Source organism: Aquirufa antheringensis (assembly GCF_023921165.1).
In the GTDB taxonomy this organism is placed as follows: Bacteria; Bacteroidota; Bacteroidia; order Cytophagales; family Spirosomataceae; genus Aquirufa; species Aquirufa antheringensis.
Genome location: NZ_CP049835.1, coordinates 802,696 through 822,500, shown reverse-complemented (window position 1 = coordinate 822,500; position 19,805 = coordinate 802,696). Strand labels below are relative to the sequence as shown.

At 43.4% G+C, this 19,805-nt stretch carries 14 protein-coding genes and 2 rRNA genes (1 of these 16 running past the window's edge); 13 read left to right on the top strand and 3 right to left on the bottom strand.

Going from position 1 to position 19,805, the window contains the following annotated elements; genetic code table 11:
* The 3 genes from G9X63_RS03835 to G9X63_RS03825 form a co-directional block, all read left to right on the top strand.
* A 23S ribosomal RNA gene (locus tag G9X63_RS03835) occupies nucleotides 1-2,274 on the top strand; it begins 559 nt to the left of the window's first position.
* Nucleotides 2,275-2,341: 67 nt separating this feature from the next.
* A 5S ribosomal RNA gene (gene rrf, locus G9X63_RS03830) occupies nucleotides 2,342-2,453 on the top strand.
* Between the two features lie 361 nt (nucleotides 2,454-2,814).
* The gene (locus G9X63_RS03825; RefSeq protein ID WP_130923071.1) at nucleotides 2,815-4,077 is read left to right on the top strand and encodes a DNA recombination protein RmuC; all 1,263 of its coding nucleotides are present in this window, start codon (nucleotides 2,815-2,817) and stop codon (nucleotides 4,075-4,077) included.
* An 82-nt stretch (nucleotides 4,078-4,159) separates the two neighbouring features.
* Here the strand turns inward: G9X63_RS03825 and G9X63_RS03820 are convergent, their stop codons facing one another.
* The gene (locus G9X63_RS03820; RefSeq protein WP_130895301.1) at nucleotides 4,160-4,387 is read right to left on the bottom strand and encodes a zinc ribbon domain-containing protein YjdM; all 228 of its coding nucleotides are present in this window, start codon (nucleotides 4,385-4,387) and stop codon (nucleotides 4,160-4,162) included.
* A 38-nt stretch (nucleotides 4,388-4,425) separates the two neighbouring features.
* The gene (locus G9X63_RS03815; protein WP_130923070.1) at nucleotides 4,426-6,273 is read right to left on the bottom strand and encodes a YgiQ family radical SAM protein; all 1,848 of its coding nucleotides are present in this window, start codon (nucleotides 6,271-6,273) and stop codon (nucleotides 4,426-4,428) included.
* Nucleotides 6,274-6,392: 119 nt separating this feature from the next.
* On the opposite strand from G9X63_RS03815, the gene G9X63_RS03810 reads away from it, so the two are divergent.
* Genes G9X63_RS03810 through G9X63_RS03780 form a run of 7 tightly spaced genes read left to right on the top strand, consistent with a single transcriptional unit; the run spans nucleotide 6,393 to nucleotide 13,072 of the window.
* Nucleotides 6,393-7,148 carry an EboA domain-containing protein gene (locus tag G9X63_RS03810; RefSeq protein ID WP_252624422.1) on the top strand — a complete coding sequence of 252 codons (756 nt, stop codon included), beginning with the start codon at nucleotides 6,393-6,395 and terminating at the stop codon, nucleotides 7,146-7,148.
* A gap of 1 nt (nucleotide 7,149) precedes the next feature.
* Complete coding sequence (locus tag G9X63_RS03805) at nucleotides 7,150-8,169, top strand: TatD family hydrolase (protein WP_252624420.1); 1,020 nt, start codon at nucleotides 7,150-7,152, stop codon at nucleotides 8,167-8,169.
* Nucleotides 8,169-9,044, top strand: a complete 876-nt coding sequence (eboC, locus tag G9X63_RS03800; RefSeq protein ID WP_252624418.1) for a UbiA-like protein EboC — start codon at nucleotides 8,169-8,171, stop codon at nucleotides 9,042-9,044. The genes G9X63_RS03805 and eboC overlap by 1 nt, the downstream gene beginning before the upstream one ends.
* A 4-nt stretch (nucleotides 9,045-9,048) precedes the next feature.
* Complete coding sequence (locus tag G9X63_RS03795) at nucleotides 9,049-10,194, top strand: 3-dehydroquinate synthase (RefSeq protein ID WP_252624416.1); 1,146 nt, start codon at nucleotides 9,049-9,051, stop codon at nucleotides 10,192-10,194.
* A gap of 1 nt (nucleotide 10,195) precedes the next feature.
* Nucleotides 10,196-11,350, top strand: coding sequence for a metabolite traffic protein EboE (eboE, locus tag G9X63_RS03790; protein ID WP_252624414.1), 1,155 nt, complete (start codon nucleotides 10,196-10,198; stop codon nucleotides 11,348-11,350).
* Nucleotides 11,350-12,711: an alkaline phosphatase family protein gene (locus tag G9X63_RS03785; RefSeq protein ID WP_252624858.1), complete on the top strand. Its 1,362-nt coding sequence runs from the start codon at nucleotides 11,350-11,352 to the stop codon at nucleotides 12,709-12,711. The genes eboE and G9X63_RS03785 overlap by 1 nt, the downstream gene beginning before the upstream one ends.
* Nucleotide 12,712: 1 nt before the next feature.
* Nucleotides 12,713-13,072 (top strand): hypothetical protein, encoded by a 360-nt coding sequence (locus tag G9X63_RS03780; RefSeq protein ID WP_130923064.1) that lies wholly within the window; start codon nucleotides 12,713-12,715, stop codon nucleotides 13,070-13,072.
* A 33-nt stretch (nucleotides 13,073-13,105) separates the two neighbouring features.
* Here the strand turns inward: G9X63_RS03780 and leuS are convergent, their stop codons facing one another.
* On the bottom strand, nucleotides 13,106-15,922 hold the full coding sequence (gene leuS, locus G9X63_RS03775; RefSeq protein ID WP_252624413.1) for a leucine--tRNA ligase: 2,817 nt from the start codon (nucleotides 15,920-15,922) through the stop codon (nucleotides 13,106-13,108).
* A 118-nt stretch (nucleotides 15,923-16,040) separates the two neighbouring features.
* Here leuS and G9X63_RS03770 point away from each other — a divergent pair, with 118 nt between their 5' ends.
* The 3 genes from G9X63_RS03770 to ahcY are packed head-to-tail and all read left to right on the top strand — an operon-like array spanning nucleotide 16,041 to nucleotide 19,671.
* Nucleotides 16,041-16,973: a sulfite exporter TauE/SafE family protein gene (locus tag G9X63_RS03770; RefSeq protein ID WP_130923062.1), complete on the top strand. Its 933-nt coding sequence runs from the start codon at nucleotides 16,041-16,043 to the stop codon at nucleotides 16,971-16,973.
* 30 nt (nucleotides 16,974-17,003) lie between these two features.
* Nucleotides 17,004-18,302, top strand: a complete 1,299-nt coding sequence (locus tag G9X63_RS03765; RefSeq protein ID WP_252624411.1) for a UDP-N-acetylmuramoyl-tripeptide--D-alanyl-D-alanine ligase — start codon at nucleotides 17,004-17,006, stop codon at nucleotides 18,300-18,302.
* A 52-nt stretch (nucleotides 18,303-18,354) separates the two neighbouring features.
* Nucleotides 18,355-19,671, top strand: coding sequence for an adenosylhomocysteinase (ahcY, locus tag G9X63_RS03760; RefSeq protein ID WP_130895289.1), 1,317 nt, complete (start codon nucleotides 18,355-18,357; stop codon nucleotides 19,669-19,671).
* Nucleotides 19,672-19,805 lie beyond the last annotated feature (134 nt).

Below are 19,805 nucleotides of genomic sequence, written 5' to 3'. Positions count from 1 at the left end.
GCGGTCGGAGCCCTTTCGTGGGGTGACGGCGTGCCTTTTGCATAATGAGCCTACGAGTTACTTTCACTGGCGAGGTTAATCACGTTGACGTGAGCAGCCGGAGCGAAAGCGAGTCTGAATAGGGCGCTTAGTCAGTGGGAGTAGACGCGAAACTTTGTGATCTACCCATGAGCAGGTTGAAGCTCCGATAACACGGAGTGGAGGACCGAACCAGTTTACGTTGAAAAGTATTTGGATGACTTGTGGGTAGGGGTGAAAGGCCAATCAAACTGAGAAATAGCTCGTACTCCCCGAAATGTTTTTAGGAACAGCCTCGGGGTTAAGTTTTAAGCAGGTAAAGCTACCGATAGGACTAGGGGGAGTCAAATCCTACCAAATCCTGACGAACTCTGAATGGCTTAAAATATACCCGGGAGTGAGGGTTGGGGTGCTAAGGTCCCAATCCGAGAGGGAAAGAACCCAGACCAACAGCTAAGGTCCCAAAATCTTTACTAAGTTGAACTAAGGAAGTCTGATTGCAGTGACAGCCAGGATGTTAGCTTGGAAGCAGCTATTCATTTAAAGAGTGCGTAACAGCTCACTGGTCGAGCGAGGCGGGCATCGATAATAAACGGGCATCAAGTAAAGTACCGAAGCTTTGGATTATATTTATATACTGGTAGGGGAGCATTCTGATCTGCGGAGAAGGTGAAGCGACGAGCTTTGCTGGAGCGTTCAGAAAAGCAAATGTAGGCATGAGTAACGATAATGAGGGCGAGAAACCCTCACGCCGAAAGACTAAGGTTTCCTCAGCTATGCTAATCAACTGAGGGTTAGTCGGGGGCTAAGGGTCTAGCGAAGGCGACAACCTAATGCACAACAGGTTAATATTCCTGTACTTACTTATAGGGCAAATAGATGACGGAGATTACAGGTTACCAGATACTGACGGAATAGTGTCTTTGAGAGGCGGCAGCAATGCCAAAACGAGTGTAGTGAGTAAACTTCCAAGAAAAGTCTAGGCGTGTATAACTTATAAGTAACCCGTACCGTAAACCGACACAGGTGGTCGAGAAGAATATTCTAAGGCGCTCGAGTGAATCACGGCTAAGGAACTCGGCAAATTAACCCTGTAACTTCGGGATAAAGGGAGCCACGAGCAATCGTGGCCGCAGAGAAATGGCCCAGGCGACTGTTTAACAAAAACACATGGCTTTGCTAAATCGAAAGATGACGTATAAGGCCTGACACCTGCCCGGTGCTGGAAGGTTAAGGGGGGATGTTAGTGGCAACACGAAGCATTGAACTGAAGCCCCAGTAAACGGCGGCCGTAACTATAACGGTCCTAAGGTAGCGAAATTCCTTGTCGGGTAAGTTCCGACCTGCACGAATGGTGTAACGATCTGGGCACTGTCTCAGCCGTGAGCTCGGTGAAATTGTAGTAACGGTGAAGATGCCGTTTACCCGCAACGGGACGGAAAGACCCCATGAACCTTTACTATAGCTTAGCATTGAGTTTTGGTACTGGATGTGTAGGATAGGTGGGAGGCTGTGAGCCGGTGTCGCTAGGCATCGGGGAGCCAACGTTGAAATACCACCCTTCTTGTACTGGAATTCTAATCCCCAAAGGGGAGACATTGCTTGGTGGGTAGTTTGACTGGGGTGGTCGCCTCCAAAAGAGTAACGGAGGCTTTCAAAGGTTCCCTCAGCACGCTTGGTAACCGTGCGTAGAGTGCAATAGCAAAAGGGAGCTTGACTGTGAGACCGACAAGTCGATCAGGTACGAAAGTAGGATATAGTGATCCGGTGGTTTAGTATGGAACAGCCATCGCTCAAAGGATAAAAGGTACTCTGGGGATAACAGGCTGATCTCCCCCAAGAGCTCACATCGACGGGGAGGTTTGGCACCTCGATGTCGGCTCGTCACATCCTGGGGCTGGAGAAGGTCCCAAGGGTTCGGCTGTTCGCCGATTAAAGTGGCACGCGAGCTGGGTTCAGAACGTCGTGAGACAGTTCGGTCCCTATCTGTTGTGGGCGTAGGAATATTGACAGGTTCTGACTTTAGTACGAGAGGACCGAGTTGGACTGACCGCTGGTATATCAGTTGTTCTGCCAAGGGCATAGCTGAGTAGCCACGTCGGGACCAGATAAGCGCTGAAAGCATCTAAGTGCGAAACTGACCTGAAGATGAGTATTCCATGAAGGGTCCGTGTAGACGACACGGTCGATAGGCTACAGATGTAAAGACAGTAATGTCAAAGTCGAGTAGTACTAATTACCCGAAAGCTTACCTTTTATTAATTTACACACTGCTGTTTATTTTATCTCACAATATGGCTAAAGGCTAAAACCTTGCAAAAAGTATGGAGCCGATAGGACGGGTGTTCACCTCTTCCCATCTCGAACAGAGAAGTTAAGCCCCGCACCGCTGATGATACTGGGATCAAACCCGGGAAAGTAAGTAAGCTCCAAGTTATTATAGAAGACCTGCACCAAAAGTGTGGGTCTTTTTTTATGCATAAGAACGAGTAGCCAGTAGCCAGTAGTCAGTAATCAGTAATCAGAAAATAGATTAGAGAGTATAGAGCAAAGAGTAGAGATACGGCATAAAAAAGAGGCTGCCGCCTCGTTTTTTATTCATTCATGAAATATCGCCCCACGCACTCAGCAATTTGAACTTTGCTCTTTGACTCTCGACTATTGACTAGCGACTCTCGACTCTTGACTATCGACTATCGACTATCGACTGCCCACTGTCTACTGTCTACTGTCTACTGTCTACTGATTATCAGCTTTATTCTTTATGCTTTGTGCTTTATTATTTACATTTGCTACATGACAATTCTTTACATCATTCTAGCCCTAGTAGCCGGCGCAGGAGCTACCTATCTCCTATTTCAAGGTAAATTAGCCTTGTTACAAAGTCAATTAGCGCAGGCTAGCCAAGATCAAACGAAAGTGACTTCATTGGAAGCAGAAAATCGGACACTATTTGGAAAATTATCACAAATTGAAGGCCAGAATGAAACCTTAAAGATGACGGTGGAGAATCAGAAGTCAGATGAAGAGAAACTACGCAAAATGTTAGTAGATATCAGTAACGAATCCGTTCTGAGACAAGGAAAGATGCTAAGCGACCAACAACAAGTAAAATTAAACGACGTGTTGAACCCTCTAAAAGAGAAATTACGTGAATTTGAGGAGAAGGTTAACCTAGGTCAAAAAAATAGCTTAGAACAAAGCACTGTTCTTATGGAGCAAATCAAAAACCTAACAAGCCTAAATCAAACGGTAACTCAGAAAACAGAAGATTTAACGAATGCCCTGAAGGGATCCAATAAGTCGCAAGGGAACTGGGGTGAGATGATTTTGGAACGTGTATTAGAAAGCTCTGGATTAAAGAATGGTATGGAATACCAGACGCAATTTGTGACTAAAAACCAGGATCATGATACCATTAAACCTGATGCAGTCATTTTCTTACCTGACAATAAAAACCTTATCATTGATAGCAAGGTTTCACTTGTAGCGTATGAACGTTACACCAGTGCTGAGGAAGGTACTATCGAAAAGGATTTGGCCTTAAAAGCACACATTGAATCCCTAAAAACACACATTAAGGAGCTTTCTTCGAAAGATTACCACACCGCATTAGATTTAACCAGTCCAGATTTCACCTTGCTATTCATCCCTATTGAATCTGGGTTCGTAGCGACCATCAGTCAGGACACAAGCTTATTTAATTATGCCTGGGATCGTAAAATTGTCTTAGTCTCCCCTTCTACCCTATTAGCGACGTTAAGAACCATTGCTTCAGTTTGGAAGACAGAGTATCAAACTAGAAATGCTATTGAAATCGCACGCCAGGCGGGTGATTTATATGACAAATTTGTCGGATTTACGAAGGATATGGAAGATGTAGGAAAGCACATCAAGAAAGCAGAAGATGCCCACAGCGATGCCATAAACAAACTAAGTACCGGAAAAGGAAACCTAATTAATAGAGCCCAAAACCTACATAAATTGGGCATTAAATCAACTAAAAAACTGAATCAGGGATTGGTTCAGGATGAAGAGCCGGAAATTGAAGAAGAATAAATTTAGAGTAGAGATGAGAGAGTATAGAGTAGAGATCAACCATCTATACTCTATACTCTCTCATCTCCTATCTCCATAAAGCTTACGCTTTCTTCAAAAACTCTGTCCGTAAAACCATCATCGATTTCTCTACTTTGCCTTCAACTTCGTCAGCATCGTCCGTTAAACGAATGTTTTTTACCATCGTTCCGCGCTTGATTACGCTAGATGATCCTCGTACTTTTAAATCTTTAATGACAGTAACCGAATCGCCATCTTTCAAAACAGCTCCATTGCTATCGCGAACGATTAATTCTTCATTCTCATCCATTGTCTTATCGTTTTTTGGTTAATTAATGAAAAGCTGGATTATTTGTTCCAACCATTTTTATTATTTCTAAATCCTAAAAGGCGCTGTGCCAGATCAGGACGTTTTAATTGCGTCAAGCGATTACGAATCCAATCTTTGTACTCTGGTTTATACCAGAAGAAATACTTGTTTTGATTCTGCTTTTCCTCCCTTGTTTTGGCCGTTTTAACAGGCTGCAAGGTGTATGGGTGCACGCCAGAATAATAAATCACTTCCGCCACTGTCATTGGAGTAGGCGTAAAATCTTGAACTTGTTCTAAGTGAAAACCTAAATCCTTCGTTTCCGCCGCTAAATTTGCCATATCTTCTTCTTCACAACCTGGGTGAGAAGAGATGAAATAGGGAATGAGAGGTTGTTTTAGGCCAAATTTGGCAGAAATCTCATCATATTTCTTTTTAAAGGCATGGAAATATTTGAACGATGGCTTACGCATAATACGTAATGTTGCATCAGAAGTATGCTCTGGGGCAACTTTCAACCGACCAGATACGTGGCGCGTAATCAATTGCTCCATGTATTCGTCGTGATTACCATCTGAATTATTCTTATTGAAATCATCCACTAAAAGATCATAGCGAACTCCTGACCCTACAAAAGCCTTTTTAATGGCAGGATGCTTATCCACCTTGCGGTAAATATCCGTCAAAGGTTTATGTGAAGTATCTAAGTTATTACAAATAACGGGGTGGATACAAGAAGGACTGACACAACGCGCACAAATCTCCTCATCTTTCCCTTTCATTCGGTACATATTCGCAGAAGGTCCTCCTAAGTCAGAAATATAGCCTTTAAAATCAGGTGCTTTCGTGATTTGCTCGACCTCTTTCATGATCGACTTTTCACTACGAGAAGCAATAAACTTGCCTTGGTGGGCTGAAATCGTACAGAAACTACATCCTCCAAAACATCCGCGGTGCATATTGACCGAGAATTTAATCATCTCAAAAGCGGGAATAGGCCCACGCTTTCGGTATTTAGGGTGAGGCAAACGCGTATAAGGCAAATCAAATGATTTATCCATTTCGACCTCCTCCATCGTTTTAAAAGGAGGATTAATGACTAATACGTCCTCTCCTACTTTTTGGATGATGCGGTTTGCCTGCCACTTATTGGATTCAACTTCAACAATTTTGAAGTTGGATGCGTACTTGATTTTATCTTCTAAACAGACTTCGTGACTCGCTAACTCAACGGTTTCCCAATCACAGGCAGGAGCCGTTTTTTGCAAGAATGCCACTTGATTAATATGAGTCAAATCGCCCAATTTCTTCCCTTCTTTCACCCCACGCATAATCTCGCGCAAAGGCTGCTCTCCCATTCCGTAAACCAACATATCGGCTCCAGAATCCACTAAAATAGAAGGGAATAATTTATCAGCCCAGTAATCATAATGCGTTACTCGACGCAAAGAGGCCTCGATGCCACCGATTAATACGGGAACATCTGGGTAAATTTCTTTTAAAATCTTGGTGTAAACCGTGGTCGCATAATCAGGTCTAAAACCAGCTTCGCCTCCAGGTGTATAGGAATCGTTCGAACGTAAGCGCTTATTAGCCGTGTAGTGATTCACCATGGAATCCATACATCCTGCGGTTACGCCAAAAAAGTATTTGGGCTTACCTAATTTCTTAAAATCACGTAAATCGTCTTTCCAGTTTGGCTGTGCGACGATACCCACTTTCAAGCCTTCACTTTCCATGATTCGACCGATGACAGCCGTACCAAATGCCGGGTGATCCACATAGGCATCACCAGAGATTAAAATCACGTCTAATTCATCCCAGCCACGTTTTTCCACCTCTTTTTTCGTGAGGGGCAGCCAGTCAGTTATCGGTCTTTCTTCCATAAAACAAAATTAGCGGAATTTAGGGGCTTAACCTATTGAATATCCTGCCAAAAATCAGGAGCGAATTGACTTTTTTTTAGTAAATTCGTTCATAGTAATGAATTAAACCTATTTCAAAATTGAATACCGCCGAACTTCTATATCAATCTATTCAGTCATTGGCCAGTCCAACTGAACTAGCCTGGATAGTAGATAAAATAAAAACAGATTCGAAAGGTTTGTCTTTAGCCTTTGTCATGACTCCTCGTCAAGTTTCTAAAACACGAGTAGGCAATATACCTAGTTGGAATTGGCAAAATAGCACACTTGATCAGCTCGTTCGCGTTTACTTATTAATTCAGCTAGCTGAAAAAGAAGATGGTAAATCCAGAATCGAGACCTTATTTGATACGGCGGAAATGAACGAATTAGTCGCTCTTTATCGAGCATTGCCCGTTTTACCTACGCCAGAAATTTGGTTACATCGGGCTACCGATGCGGTTAGATCCAATATGGGGCCGGTTTTTGATGCCATTGCCTTTGGCAATCCATATCCTTTCCAATATTTCAGCGAATTAGCCTGGAACCAATTAGTCTTAAAATGCATTTTCAACGATAAGCCTATCCATTTAATTGAAGGATTAGATGAGCGTGCTAATCAAGCGTTAGCGAATACTTTAGCTGATTTTGCACATGAAAGGTGGGCGGCTGGAAGACGGGTGCCATCACAAGTTTGGCGATTAATCCGAAACTTCCAGACAGATACAAAAGAACAAGATTTAAAAAGACTAGCAGAAAGCGCTGATCCGAACGATCAAAAAGCGGCTGAATTAGTCCTAAAAAATAGCCCTCTAGAAGCCTGGAAGGTCTTAGAAAAAGAAGAAACAGCCTATTAATATGTGCCAAAACCCCAACGAACCTAAATTAAATCCCTCCCATTTCGAAGGATCCACCGAGGAAAAACAAACTGCCCAAGAAGTAGACGGGGGCTTTGCTGCGTATACTCAAGGGATGAAGTTTTTCGATCCTCATGTGCACATGACTTCCCGTACCACAGATGATTACCAGGCACTAGCTGATGCAGGTGTGGTAGCCATTATTGAGCCGGCATTTTGGTTAGGACAACCGCGCACGGGATTAGCTTCTTTCAAGGATTATTTCGCGAGTTTAGTGGGTTGGGAGCGTTTTAGATCATCTCAGTTTGGCATAAAGCATTATTGCACGATTGGGTTAAACTCCAGAGAGGCAAACAATGAAGCACTTGCGGAAGAGGTGATGGAGATTTTGCCTTTATTTCTGCAAAAAGAAGGCGTTGTGGGGGTGGGTGAAATTGGTTTTGATGACCAAACGGCCGCAGAGGAAAAATACTACAGAGCTCAATTAGAGCTAGCGAAAGAAATGAGATTGCCTGTGCAAGTGCATACACCTCATCGGGACAAGAAAAAGGGAACCGAACGCAGTATGGCAATCGCCTTAGAGCACGGTTTAGCGCCTCATATGGTGGTAATTGACCACAATAATGAAGAGACGGTTAAATCGGTTTTAGACCAAGGATTCTATGCGGCCTTTACTATTTATCCGTTTACTAAAATGGGAAATGAGCGAATGGTGGAGATTGTGAAGCAGTATGGGTCGGAACGCATTATGGTGAATTCGGCGGCGGATTGGGGGATTTCTGATCCTTTGGCGATTCCTAAAACAGCGGCCTTGATGAAAATCAAAGGGATTTCTGATGCGGATATCCAAAAAGTGACTTACCAAAATGCCCTCGATTCTTTCGCGCAAAGCGGACAAATCAATGAGAAAGACTTTATTGACGGATTAGAAATTGATCAATCTTTGAAGTTTAATGGCAATACGGTATTGCGTGGCGGACAAGCTCCTCGCGTAGATAAAAACTCAATCTTCATTCGCTAATGTCTAAAATTAGAGCTTTTGCTGAGCTTACTCGGCCTGCGAATGTAGTCACGGCACTGTCTGATATCATGGCAGGTTTAGCCATTGTGGGCTTTGTTTTTGGTCGATTAGACTACCAGTTCTACCCTGCCTTATTCCTAGGCCTTTCCAGCATGTGTTTGTATGCGGGAGGCGTGGTGTTTAATGATGTTTTTGACCACGAACTAGATCGCATCGAAAGACCCGAAAGAGCCTTGCCGAGTGGTCGAATCAAAAGATCAGAAGCCATTTTCGGGGGCATTGTCTTATTATCATTTGGTATTTTTCTGGCATTTTGGCAAAGTCGATTAAGTGGTATTGTCGCCGTTTTCATCACCGCCCTAGCACTTTTTTATGATTGGAAAGGGAAGCATATGCGGATTTTTGGGCCTATCAACATGGGTTTATGCCGAGCATATAATCTACTATTAGGGATGAGCGTATATGAATTAGGGGTTTTAGAACACTTCCCAGTGATCAGTATCCCATTGATTTATATAGCAGCGATTACGTTAGTAAGTAGAGGCGAAGTTCATGGAGGCAAGGCGATTACGCTGTACTTTGCTGGATTTTTGTTTCTGATAGTACATGCTTCGCAGCTATTTTTTGCGGAGAAAGTGGAATTTGCCTTGGTATTTGTCTTGGCCCACTTTATCCTGATTTTCAGAAAACTAAGCGTTGCGATTAAGAATCCAATAGGTAAAAACATTGGATTCACAGTAAAAACAGGGGTATTGACGCTTATATTGATGAATGCCGCATGGGTAGCCTCGAGTGGACAATGGATGGTCGCCCTCTTTGTTTTAGCCTTATTACCCGTATCTTTGGGTTTAGCTAAAAAATTCGCCGTTACGTAAACCTATGCAATCTTTAAAACAACATTTTCAGGTACCCTATTCTTACGAGGTATTCTTCACGGAGCGTTTATTTGCGCCAGAAAATCGCGTTTTTGCTGATTTTGTCCAAAACTTTGGCAACCCTAGCTTTCGCAAAAAGATTCTTTTTGTACTCGATAAAGGGATAACGGATATTCAAACCGATTTAACGGCAGAAATTGTCAACTATTTCCAACAACATTCTCCCGCCGATTTAGCCCCAGAAATTCTGGTACTTCCTGGCGGAGAAGTATGTAAAAATGACCCTCGCTTTTACGAGGAGGTGATTCGCGCGTTAGATGAGCATGGAATCGATCGCCATTCGTTTGTGGCTTGCATCGGTGGTGGGGCATTTTTGGATATGGCCGGCTATGCTGCAGCCATTTCCCATAGAGGCGTGAAATTCATCCGCATTCCTACGACCGTTTTATCCCAAAACGATTCCGGTGTAGGAGTCAAAAACAGCGTCAATTACCTAGGCAAGAAGAATTTCCTCGGGACGTTCGCACCTCCTGTAGCCGTATTTAACGATTATTCGTTCCTAGAGAGTTTAGGTGAAAGAGATTGGCGTTCAGGAATTGCGGAAGCTGTAAAAGTTTCCCTGATTAAAGATATTAGCTTTTTTACGTGGTTAGAATCAACTGCGGATGCGATGAACCAGCGCGACAAGTCTGTGATGATTGAGCAGATTTACCGTTGCGCTTCGCTACATATGCAACATATCGCGAGTGGAGATCCTTTTGAGCTTGGTTCGGCTAGACCCTTGGATTTTGGCCATTGGGCGGCACATAAATTAGAATACTTAAGCGATTTCAAGATCCGACACGGTGAAGCGGTGGCGATTGGAATTGCCTTAGATAGCGTCTATTCGCACTTGATTGGTCATTTGACGAAAGAAGACGTAGACCGAATCATCCACTTGTTGAAAAAACTAGGTTTTGCTATTTTTCATCCTGCTTTGGCAGAAAACGACAAGATCAACTTAACCAACGGCTTAAATGAGTTCAGAGAACATTTAGGCGGGCAATTAACCATCACCTTGTTAGAACAAGTAGGCAAAGGAGTGGAAGTGCACGAGATGGATTTCGATCTCATCAAAAAATCAGTCGATTACCTGGAACAAATCGCCTAATATGAAAACGCCTTACGGACACCTGAGTTATTGCAGTAATATTCATACCGGAGAGATTTGGTCAGAACACTTTGCGCAATTAAAACAGCATGTTCCTGAGGTGAAGGCACAGGTTTCTCCGGAACATCCGATGGGTTTGGGTCTGCGATTTGCGAATCAAGCGAGTATCGATTTACAAGATCCTGCGGCTTTAAAGGATTTACAAACATGGCTTTCTGAGCAAAATCTATATGTTTTTACGCTCAATGGATTCCCTTACGGAGGTTTTCACAACACCATCGTTAAAGATCAGGTGCACGCACCCGATTGGACTACGGCAGATAGAAGGGATTATACGATTCGTTTAGCGCATATTTTAGCTGCACTTTTAACAGAGAACGAGGGAGGCATTTCTACCTCTCCCCTGTCTTATAAATTCTGGTGGAATACAGCAGAAGAGCGCCAGCAAGCGATGCGGGCATCGACGCAACATCTATTGGAAGTAGTTGATGTATTAGCTGAAATCGAAGAAAAAACGGGCAAAACTATCCACCTTGATATCGAACCGGAGCCGGATGGCTTATTAAGTAATCACGGTGATTTTGTGGCTTGGTATGAACAGGTGCTATTGCCTGCAGGAAATCCTGATTTGATTCGCAGACACATCCAATTGTGCTTTGACATCTGCCATTATGGAGTGAGTTTTGATGCACCTGAGGCAAGTATTCAGGAATTGAAAGCTAAAAACATACCTATTGGAAAGATTCAAATTAGTTCTGCCCTACGCGTCGATTTAAGAGAACAGGAAGTAGAAAAGATCGCAGAATTACAGAAATACCAGGAACCTGTTTATTTGCATCAGGTCAAAGCCTTGTGCAAAGACGGTTCCAATCAAGAATTCAAAGATTTAGACGAGGCCTTTGCGGCCTATACCCCTAATACATACGACGAATGGCGAGTGCATTTCCATGTACCGCTCTTTTTAGAAACCTATGGTTTATTAGGATCCACTCAAAAAGAAATCCGTGAAACGCTCGCTATTCAAAAGGCTAGCCCGTTTACGAATCATTTGGAAATCGAAACCTATACCTGGGGCGTATTACCTCCTGCCTTCCAAGTACCTATGGCTGAATCCATTAGCCGCGAAATAAAAACCATCACAGACCTATTAGGATGATGAAAAAGACTGCCGTTATCGATGTGGTGGGGCTCAGCGAAAGTGTTATTTCCGCGGAGTACACCCCCTTTTTATATGCCTATATCCAGAGGAAGCAGATCCAAAAAATACAACCTCCCTTTCCGGCGGTAACGACCACCTCTCAATCGGTGTATTTGACAGGTAAAAGTCCATCAGAACACGGCATCGTAGGGAATGGCTGGTATGATAAGACGGATTCGGAAGTGAAGTTTTGGAAACAGTCGAATCCTTTAGTCGGGGCTGAAAAGATCTGGGAGGCAGCGAAGAAAAAGGATTCGAATTTCACCTGCGCGAAAATGTTCTGGTGGTATAATATGTATTCCTCTGCGGATTATTCGGTAACTCCCCGTCCCCAATACCATTCGGATGGGGTGAAGGCGCCTGATTGCTATTCGTACCCTTCCACTCTACGAGATGAATTACAGGCCAAACTGGGTACATTCCCCTTGTTTAATTTCTGGGGGCCTAATGCAAATATCAAGTCCACTCAATGGATTGCAGATGCGTCCATCTATGTGGATGAAAAATACGATCCTACGCTCAACCTGATCTACCTGCCGCATTTAGACTATTGTCTGCAGAAGTTCGGGGTGGATTTACCAGCTATTGCAAAAGAATTAAAAGAAATAGATCAGGTTTTAGCGCAACTAATCACATATTTTGAGGCCAAAAACGCAGAGATCATTTTACTCTCCGAATACGGCATCAACAATGTCCATACACCGATACATTTAAATCGTGTGTTGCGCGAGGCAGGTAAAATCGCCATTCGAGAAGAGCAAGGACTGGAATTATTAGATCCGGGGGCTAGTGAAGCTTTCGCAGTTTCTGACCATCAGATCGCCCATATCTATTGTAAGAATCCATCTGAAATCAGAGCCATCTTCGAAAAGGTTCCAGGCATCGCCAAAATCCTCAGTGGAAAAGAACTCGAAGACTACCACATCGCACACGAGCGTTGTGGAGATCTGGTTTTGGTCGCAGATTCTGACAAGTGGTTTACCTATTATTATTGGTTAGATGACGCGAAGGCGCCTGACTTCGCGCGCTGTGTGGACATCTTCAAAAAACCAGGTTACGATCCAGTGGAAATGTTTATGGATCCTAAAAACCCCTTCATAAAGCTCAGAGCGGCCTATAAATTAGCGCGTAAACTCTTGGGATTCCGCTACCGAATGGACGTGATTCCGCTCGATGCGAGCTTAGTAAAAGGCTCTCACGGTAGTCCTTTCTGCGATGAGGCCTATTACCCTGTTTTTATTTCGTCGCAAAATATCGACAAACAGATACCACCAACCCAAGTATATCAATATATTTGGGAAACAATTTTCCCTAATTAATATGAAAAAGATCAGCACCATTTTTGCCTTTGTGGTAGCCATGATGGCATTCAGTACAAGCATCCATGCACAAGGAATGGATCCGCAAGCGATGATTCAACGTCAAGTAGATCGCATGACAACAGAATTAAGTTTATCGAAAGAGCAAGTTGCGAAAGTAGAACCGCTCATCGAAGCTCGAATGAAAAAGATGATGGAATTACGCGAGCAAGGAATGGAAAGAGAAGAAATGATGGCCGAAATGAAGAAAGCAAACGATGCGCAAGCAGAGCAGTTCAAAGCCATCTTAACGCCAGAACAACTAGAGAAATACAAAACGATGCAAAGCCAAATGCGTCAAGGCGGACCTCCAAGAGAATAATAAAAAAAAGCTCCTCAAATTGAGGAGCTTTTTTTATTTACCTAATACGATATTCACAATCCGTTTCGGAACGACAATCACCTTCGACGGCGTCTTGCCCTCTAGATGTTTCGTTACTTGTTCATTCGCTAAAACAGCGGCCTCAATTTCTGCTGGCGTTGCCGTCACAGGGAAAGCAAGCGTCAACTTCACTTTGCCATTGAATGAAATCGGGTAATTGAAATCATTCTCCTCTAAGAAAGCAGCGTTGAATGTAGGGAATGAAGCATACGATATACTTCCCTCCTGCTCGCCTAAAGCGGCCCACAGTTCTTCTGCGATGTGCGGTGCGTAAGGAGACAACAAGATCACTAATTCGCGTAATACTGATTTCTTGTGGCATTTTAAGCCTCCCAAATCATTTACGCAAATCATCAAGGTCGAAACGACCGTATTGAACGAGAAGCGATCTAAATCATCTTGCACCTTGCGAATCGCGGTGTGCAATACTTTCAATTCTTCTGGAGTCGCAGGTGCGTCCACCACTTTCACGGTGTTCGTGTTGTCATCAAAGAATAAACGCCAAACCTTGCGCAAGAAATTATGCGACCCCGAAATACTGTTCGTGTTCCAAGGCTTAAATTGCTCTAATGGCCCTAAGAACATTTCATAGACACGAAGGGTGTCTGCACCGTATTTAGCAATTAAATCATCCGGATTTACGACGTTAAACTTCGATTTAGACATCTTCTCCACTTCCCAACCGCACACATACTTGCCGTCCTCTAAAATAAATTCTGCATCTGCAGGCACGTCGTTACGTGATTTTTTGAATGCCTCTAGGTCTAATACATCGTTTTCTACGATATTCACGTCCACATGAAGTGCCGCTACGTCATATTGATCTTTTAAGCCGTGAGAGACAAAAGTGACTTTGGCTGAATCCTTTAAGCGATAAACGAAGTTCGAACGCCCTTGAATCATCCCTTGGTTGATCAATTTCTTCGCAAATTCCTCCTCCGGCACATAGCCTAAATCTTTCAAGAATTTGTTCCAAAAACGAGAATACAACAAGTGACCCGTCGCATGCTCCGATCCTCCGATGTACAAATCCACCGCTTTCCAGTAGTTAATCGCCTCTTTCGAAGCGAATTCACCTGAATTCGTGGCATCCATATAGCGGTACCAATACCAAGAAGAGCCTGCCCATCCTGGCATCGTTGACCATTCGTAATCGTATTGTCCTTTGTACTTCCAATCTGCTGCGGCGCGGCCTAATGGAGGTTCACCCGTCTCAGTTGGAAGGTATTTATCAATTTTAGGTAGTTCCAAAGGTAATTCAGACTCTTCGATCAAATAAGGCAATAAATCGCCTGAGGCTGTTGGTTTGAAATACACCGGAACAGGTTCTCCCCAATAACGTTGACGGCTAAATACCGCATTACGCATTCTATATTGAACCTTCCCTTTTCCGATTCCGTTCGCCTCTAACCAAGTAATCAAGGTATCCGTCGCTTCCTTGTAGCCCATTCCATTAATCATTCCGGAATGAATGTATTTCCCCTCTTTCGTAGGATCTGCTTGTTTTTCGATGTCTTTTTGGCCATCTAAAATAGCCGGAATAGGCAAGTCAAAATGTTTCGCAAAATTCCAGTCACGCTGATCGCCTGATGGAACGCCCATCACGGCTCCTGTACCATATCCGGCTAACACATAGTCAGCTAGGAATAAAGGGACGCGTTCTTGGTTCACTGGGTTGATCACATAGGTTCCTGTGAAAACTCCTGAAACGGTTTTTACTTCGGAGACGCGGTCCAGTTCCGAACGGGTTTTGGCCCAATTCACATATTCCTCCACCGCCACTTTCTGAGCTGGTGTCGTTAATTCTGAAACCCACTCGTGCTCTGGCGCTAACACCATGAAGGAAACCCCATAAATGGTGTCCACGCGCGTAGTGAATACTTTTATCTTCTTATCCGAAACGTTTTCAATGGCAAATTCCACATCCGTACCGATCGATTTTCCAATCCAATTACGTTGCTGCTCTTTCAACGAATCAGCCCAATCCACTTCGTCCAAACCACGCAATAAGCGATCGGCATAGGCCGTGATGCGCATCGACCATTGGCGCATTTTCTTCTGCTCCACTGGGTAACCGCCACGCTCCGAAACGCCATCTTTGACCTCGTCATTCGCTAAAACCGTCCCTAATTGCGGACACCAGTTCACCACTGAATCATCCAAATAGGCTAAACGGAAGCTCAATAAATAGGCATACTGCTCGTCCGCAGACATCGTATTCCATTGTTCCGCTGTGATTCGAGTAACTTCTTCATCGCATACGGCTTTTAATCCGATCGAACCTTTGGCCCCTAAAATAGTCTTCAAGGTTTCAATCGACTCCGCTTTGTCCGAATCCTGGTTATACCAAGAATTGAATAATTGCATAAAAATCCACTGCGTCCACTTGTAATAAGACGCATCAGAGGTTCTGACCTCTCTCGACCAATCGAAAGAGAAGCCCATATTCTTCAATTGCTCGATATAACGAGCGATATTTTGTTCCGTCGTAATGGCGGGATGCTGACCTGTTTGGATCGCATATTGCTCAGCAGGTAGACCAAAAGAGTCGAAACCCATCGGGTGCAACACCTCATATCCCTTCAAACGCTTGTAGCGCGCCATAATATCAGAGGCAATATAGCCCAGCGGATGACCCACGTGTAATCCGGCTCCCGATGGATATGGGAACATGTCTAAGACATAATATTTGGGCTTTGCTGGATTTACCTTAGCCTGGAATGTTTGATTGGCTTCCCAAAACGATTGCCAAGCTTTCTCGATCTCTCTAAACTGATACTCTGTACGCATAAAATGTTTTTATTGTAAAAGGAGATGCAAATTACGGCTTTTTTATGAAAAAATATTTACTCTACTTTGTTGGTAGATTAAGTAAAGTCTATTAGCTTTGTAGGGAATTAAATAATCTATGCCTCCTAAAAGAAATTTTCCGAGTATTTTTAATGCCATCCAAACCATCTGGATGCGTGATCGTAGCATCACTGAAGTGATTATTCACATTAGTAATGCGCTGGCATTGATGATCGTAGGGCATCTTTTATTCACCTACCTTACGGCAGAAAAAGTCATCGCCGTGTTCAACACGGTCGATTCATCCATTTTATATTACGTTTTAGGAGGATTTATTGCCCAAATGATTGACGGTGCTTTAGGAATGGCCTATGGCGTAACAGCAACAACTTTTTTATTGTCCGTGGGCATCACCCCTGCCGCAGCCTCGGCAAGCGTTCATGCCTCTGAAGTATTTACATCCGGAGTTTCAGGCTACATGCACTTGAAGTTTGGCAATGTGAATTCCAAATTATTTAAGACACTCGTGATTCCAGGTGTGATTGGAGCTATTTTAGGAGCCTATGTCTTATCGAGTTTAGAGGATTATGCTGGGTACATCAAACCTATCGTTTCTGTATATACGTTATTCCTAGGTGCCATTATCATTCGCAAGGCCCTCATCAAACGCCAAGAAAAACGTCAATTGAAACGAGTAGGCTGGTTAGCGCTCTTTGGTGGTTACTTAGATTCCATTGGCGGTGGCGGCTGGGGACCAATTGTTTCCTCTACCCTGATTGCCTCGGGGCGTCATCCGAAGTATACGATTGGCAGTGTGAACTTGACGGAGTTCTTCGTTTCACTTGCTTCATCGCTAACCTTTTTTGCTGTTATCGGTCTAGGATATCTACATGTCATCATCGGATTAATTCTAGGCGGTGTCATCGCAGCTCCTATCGCGGCACGTTTAGCGAATAAGTTGCCAGTAAAATCCATGATGATTCTCGTGGGAATCGTCATTATCATCGTCAGTCTGCGTCAGATTATCTTAGGGGTTCCAAAATTTTTGTAGATATTTGCAGTCAATTGTCACAACAGGCTAATGATTGTTAACACACAAACCCTTTTAGAAAGGTTCTTATCCTCTACCGGAGTATCCACAGATACCCGAAAGATTCAAGCTGGTAATCTATTCTTTGCCTTAAAAGGCCCTAATTTCAATGCCAATGCGATGGCCGCCGAAGCCATAGAGAAAGGGGCTCAGTATGCAATTATCGATGATGCGGATTACTTAGCAGGAGAACGCACCTTACTAGTAGAAGATGGCTTGTTAGCCTTGCAAGCTTTGGCAACCGCCTATCGCCAAACCTTAACAATACCCATTGTGGGCTTAACCGGTTCGAACGGAAAGACTACCACGAAAGAATTAATCTTTTCTGTTTTATCCCAAAAATACCACTGCTTTGCCACCACTGGTAACTTGAACAACCACATCGGTGTCCCTCTTTCTATCTTATCTATTAAAAAAGAGCATGAAATCGCGGTGATCGAAATGGGAGCGAACAAACAAGGTGATATCAAAGAACTCGTTGATATCGCGCAGCCTACTCATGGTTTGATTACTAATATAGGCAAAGCACATTTAGAAGGTTTTGGAGGAATAGAAGGTGTGCGCAAAGGAAAAGGAGAACTTTTCGACTTTTTACAAGCTTCAAAAGGGGTCACCTTTTTACCTCAGCAATCCGGAGTTATACAGGAAATGTTTAGCGAACGAGGAATGCAAAATGCTGTGTACTCAAACGAAGCGATGCCCACTACCCTCGTAGAGGCAAAACCGATGGTACGCTATGCTTTAGCTTCTGGAGAAATAATCGATTCGCACTTACCAGGGATTTATAATTTTGAAAATATTCAACTAGCGATTGCGGTGGGCAAATTCTTTTCCCTAAGCGATGAGCAATGCAATACAGGGATCAGCACCTACATCCCGAATAATCACCGTTCTCAATTCATCAAAATAGGATCAAACCAAGTTTTGATGGATGCCTATAACGCTAATCCTTCGTCGATGTCAGCCGCCATTTCGCATTTCGCGGAAACGGAAGGGAATCCCAAGCTTGTCATTTTAGGAGATATGTTTGAATTAGGAGAATCCTCGGCTGAAGAACACGCGGCACTGGGTAAGCTCCTTGCGGGATTATCCTTTGAAAAAGTGCTTTTAGTGGGACAGCATATGCAACATGCCTTAATTCATTTACCTTCAGCTTATTATTTTCCGGACAAATTTGGCTTACATACTTGGCTACAAGATCACCCGATTCAGGACAGTTTTCTTTTAGTTAAAGGTTCCAGAGGAATTCAACTCGAAAGTGTTTTGGCATTTTTAGAAAATTCCAAATAATTGCATTAAATTTGCACTTTAGTAAGAAAATACCTTTCAAAAAATACACACAATGGCATCACAATCGGGTACGTATGTACCATTCAAAGTTAAAGACATTGCATTAGCGGACTGGGGTCGCAAAGAAATTCAATTAGCAGAAGCAGAAATGCCAGGTTTGATGGCATTACGTGAAGAATTCGGTGCTGCACAACCTTTAAAAGGTGCACGTATCGCAGGTTGTCTTCACATGACAATTCAAACAGCGGTTTTAATCGAAACATTAACCGCTTTAGGAGCTGACGTTACTTGGTCATCTTGTAACATTTTCTCTACACAAGATCACGCAGCAGCGGCTATCGCAGCAGCGGGTATTCCGGTTTATGCTTGGAAAGGCATGAACGAAGAAGAATTCAACTGGTGTATTGAGCAAACTTTATTCTTTGGAGAAGATCGTCAACCATTAAACATGATCTTAGATGATGGTGGTGATTTAACTAATATGGTTTTCGATGAATATCCGGAGTTAATCGAAGGCATCAAAGGCTTATCAGAAGAAACTACGACAGGTGTTCACCGTTTATATGAGCGTATGAAAAACGGCACGTTATTCTTGCCAGCAATCAACGTAAATGACTCGGTAACGAAGTCTAAATTTGATAACAAATACGGTTGCAAAGAGTCATTAGTAGATGCGATTCGTCGTGCGACTGACTTAATGTTAGCTGGTAAAGTAGCGGTAGTAGCTGGTTACGGTGACGTAGGTAAAGGTTCTGCTGATTCATTACGTGGTGCAGGTTGCCGTGTGTTAGTGACTGAAATCGATCCAATTTGTGCTTTACAAGCAGCCATGGATGGCTACGAAGTAGTTCCAATGGACGAAGCAGCGACACGCGCTAACATCTTTGTAACAGCGACTGGTAACGTGAAGATCATCCGTGATCGTCACTTCAAAGCGATGAAGGACAAAGCAATCGTTTGTAACATCGGTCACTTCGATAACGAAATCGATATGGAGTGGTTAAACAACAACTACGGTGCATCGAAAGATCAAATCAAGCCACAAGTAGATATGTATACAATCGACGGCAAAAACGTAATCGTTTTAGCGGAAGGTCGTTTAGTGAACTTAGGTTGTGCGATGGGTCACCCATCATTCGTGATGTCGAACTCGTTCTGTAACCAAACATTGGCTCAATTAGAGCTTTGGGCGAACTCAGCGAGCTACGAGAACAAAGTATACATTCTTCCTAAGCACTTAGATGAGAAAGTAGCGTTCTTACACTTAGCGCACATCGGTGCTAAATTAGAGAAGCTAGAGAAAGAGCAGGCGGATTACATTGGTGTTCCTCAAGCAGGGCCATACAAGCCAGAGCACTACAGATACTAGGATTTATTCTAGTTCGGTTTTGAAAGGCCGCGACTCTACGAGTCGCGGCCTTTTTCTTTTGTCCATTATCAGTTTCTTGGTAATCTCCATGTGCGGGTACCGAACTCTCAAAGAATAAACTACCTTTATCCCAG

Coding starts and splice junctions, on each gene's coding strand:
- G9X63_RS03825 (WP_130923071.1), top strand. CDS start 2,815: ATGACAATTCTTTACATCATTCTAGCCCTAGTAGCCGGCGCAGGAGCT.
- G9X63_RS03820 (WP_130895301.1), bottom strand. CDS start 4,387: ATGGATGAGAATGAAGAATTAATCGTTCGCGATAGCAATGGAGCTGTT.
- G9X63_RS03815 (WP_130923070.1), bottom strand. CDS start 6,273: ATGGAAGAAAGACCGATAACTGACTGGCTGCCCCTCACGAAAAAAGAG.
- G9X63_RS03805 (WP_252624420.1), top strand. CDS start 7,150: ATGTGCCAAAACCCCAACGAACCTAAATTAAATCCCTCCCATTTCGAA.
- eboC (WP_252624418.1), top strand. CDS start 8,169: ATGTCTAAAATTAGAGCTTTTGCTGAGCTTACTCGGCCTGCGAATGTA.
- G9X63_RS03795 (WP_252624416.1), top strand. CDS start 9,049: ATGCAATCTTTAAAACAACATTTTCAGGTACCCTATTCTTACGAGGTA.
- eboE (WP_252624414.1), top strand. CDS start 10,196: ATGAAAACGCCTTACGGACACCTGAGTTATTGCAGTAATATTCATACC.
- G9X63_RS03785 (WP_252624858.1), top strand. CDS start 11,350: ATGAAAAAGACTGCCGTTATCGATGTGGTGGGGCTCAGCGAAAGTGTT.
- G9X63_RS03780 (WP_130923064.1), top strand. CDS start 12,713: ATGAAAAAGATCAGCACCATTTTTGCCTTTGTGGTAGCCATGATGGCA.
- leuS (WP_252624413.1), bottom strand. CDS start 15,922: ATGCGTACAGAGTATCAGTTTAGAGAGATCGAGAAAGCTTGGCAATCG.
- G9X63_RS03770 (WP_130923062.1), top strand. CDS start 16,041: ATGCCTCCTAAAAGAAATTTTCCGAGTATTTTTAATGCCATCCAAACC.
- G9X63_RS03765 (WP_252624411.1), top strand. CDS start 17,004: ATGATTGTTAACACACAAACCCTTTTAGAAAGGTTCTTATCCTCTACC.
- ahcY (WP_130895289.1), top strand. CDS start 18,355: ATGGCATCACAATCGGGTACGTATGTACCATTCAAAGTTAAAGACATT.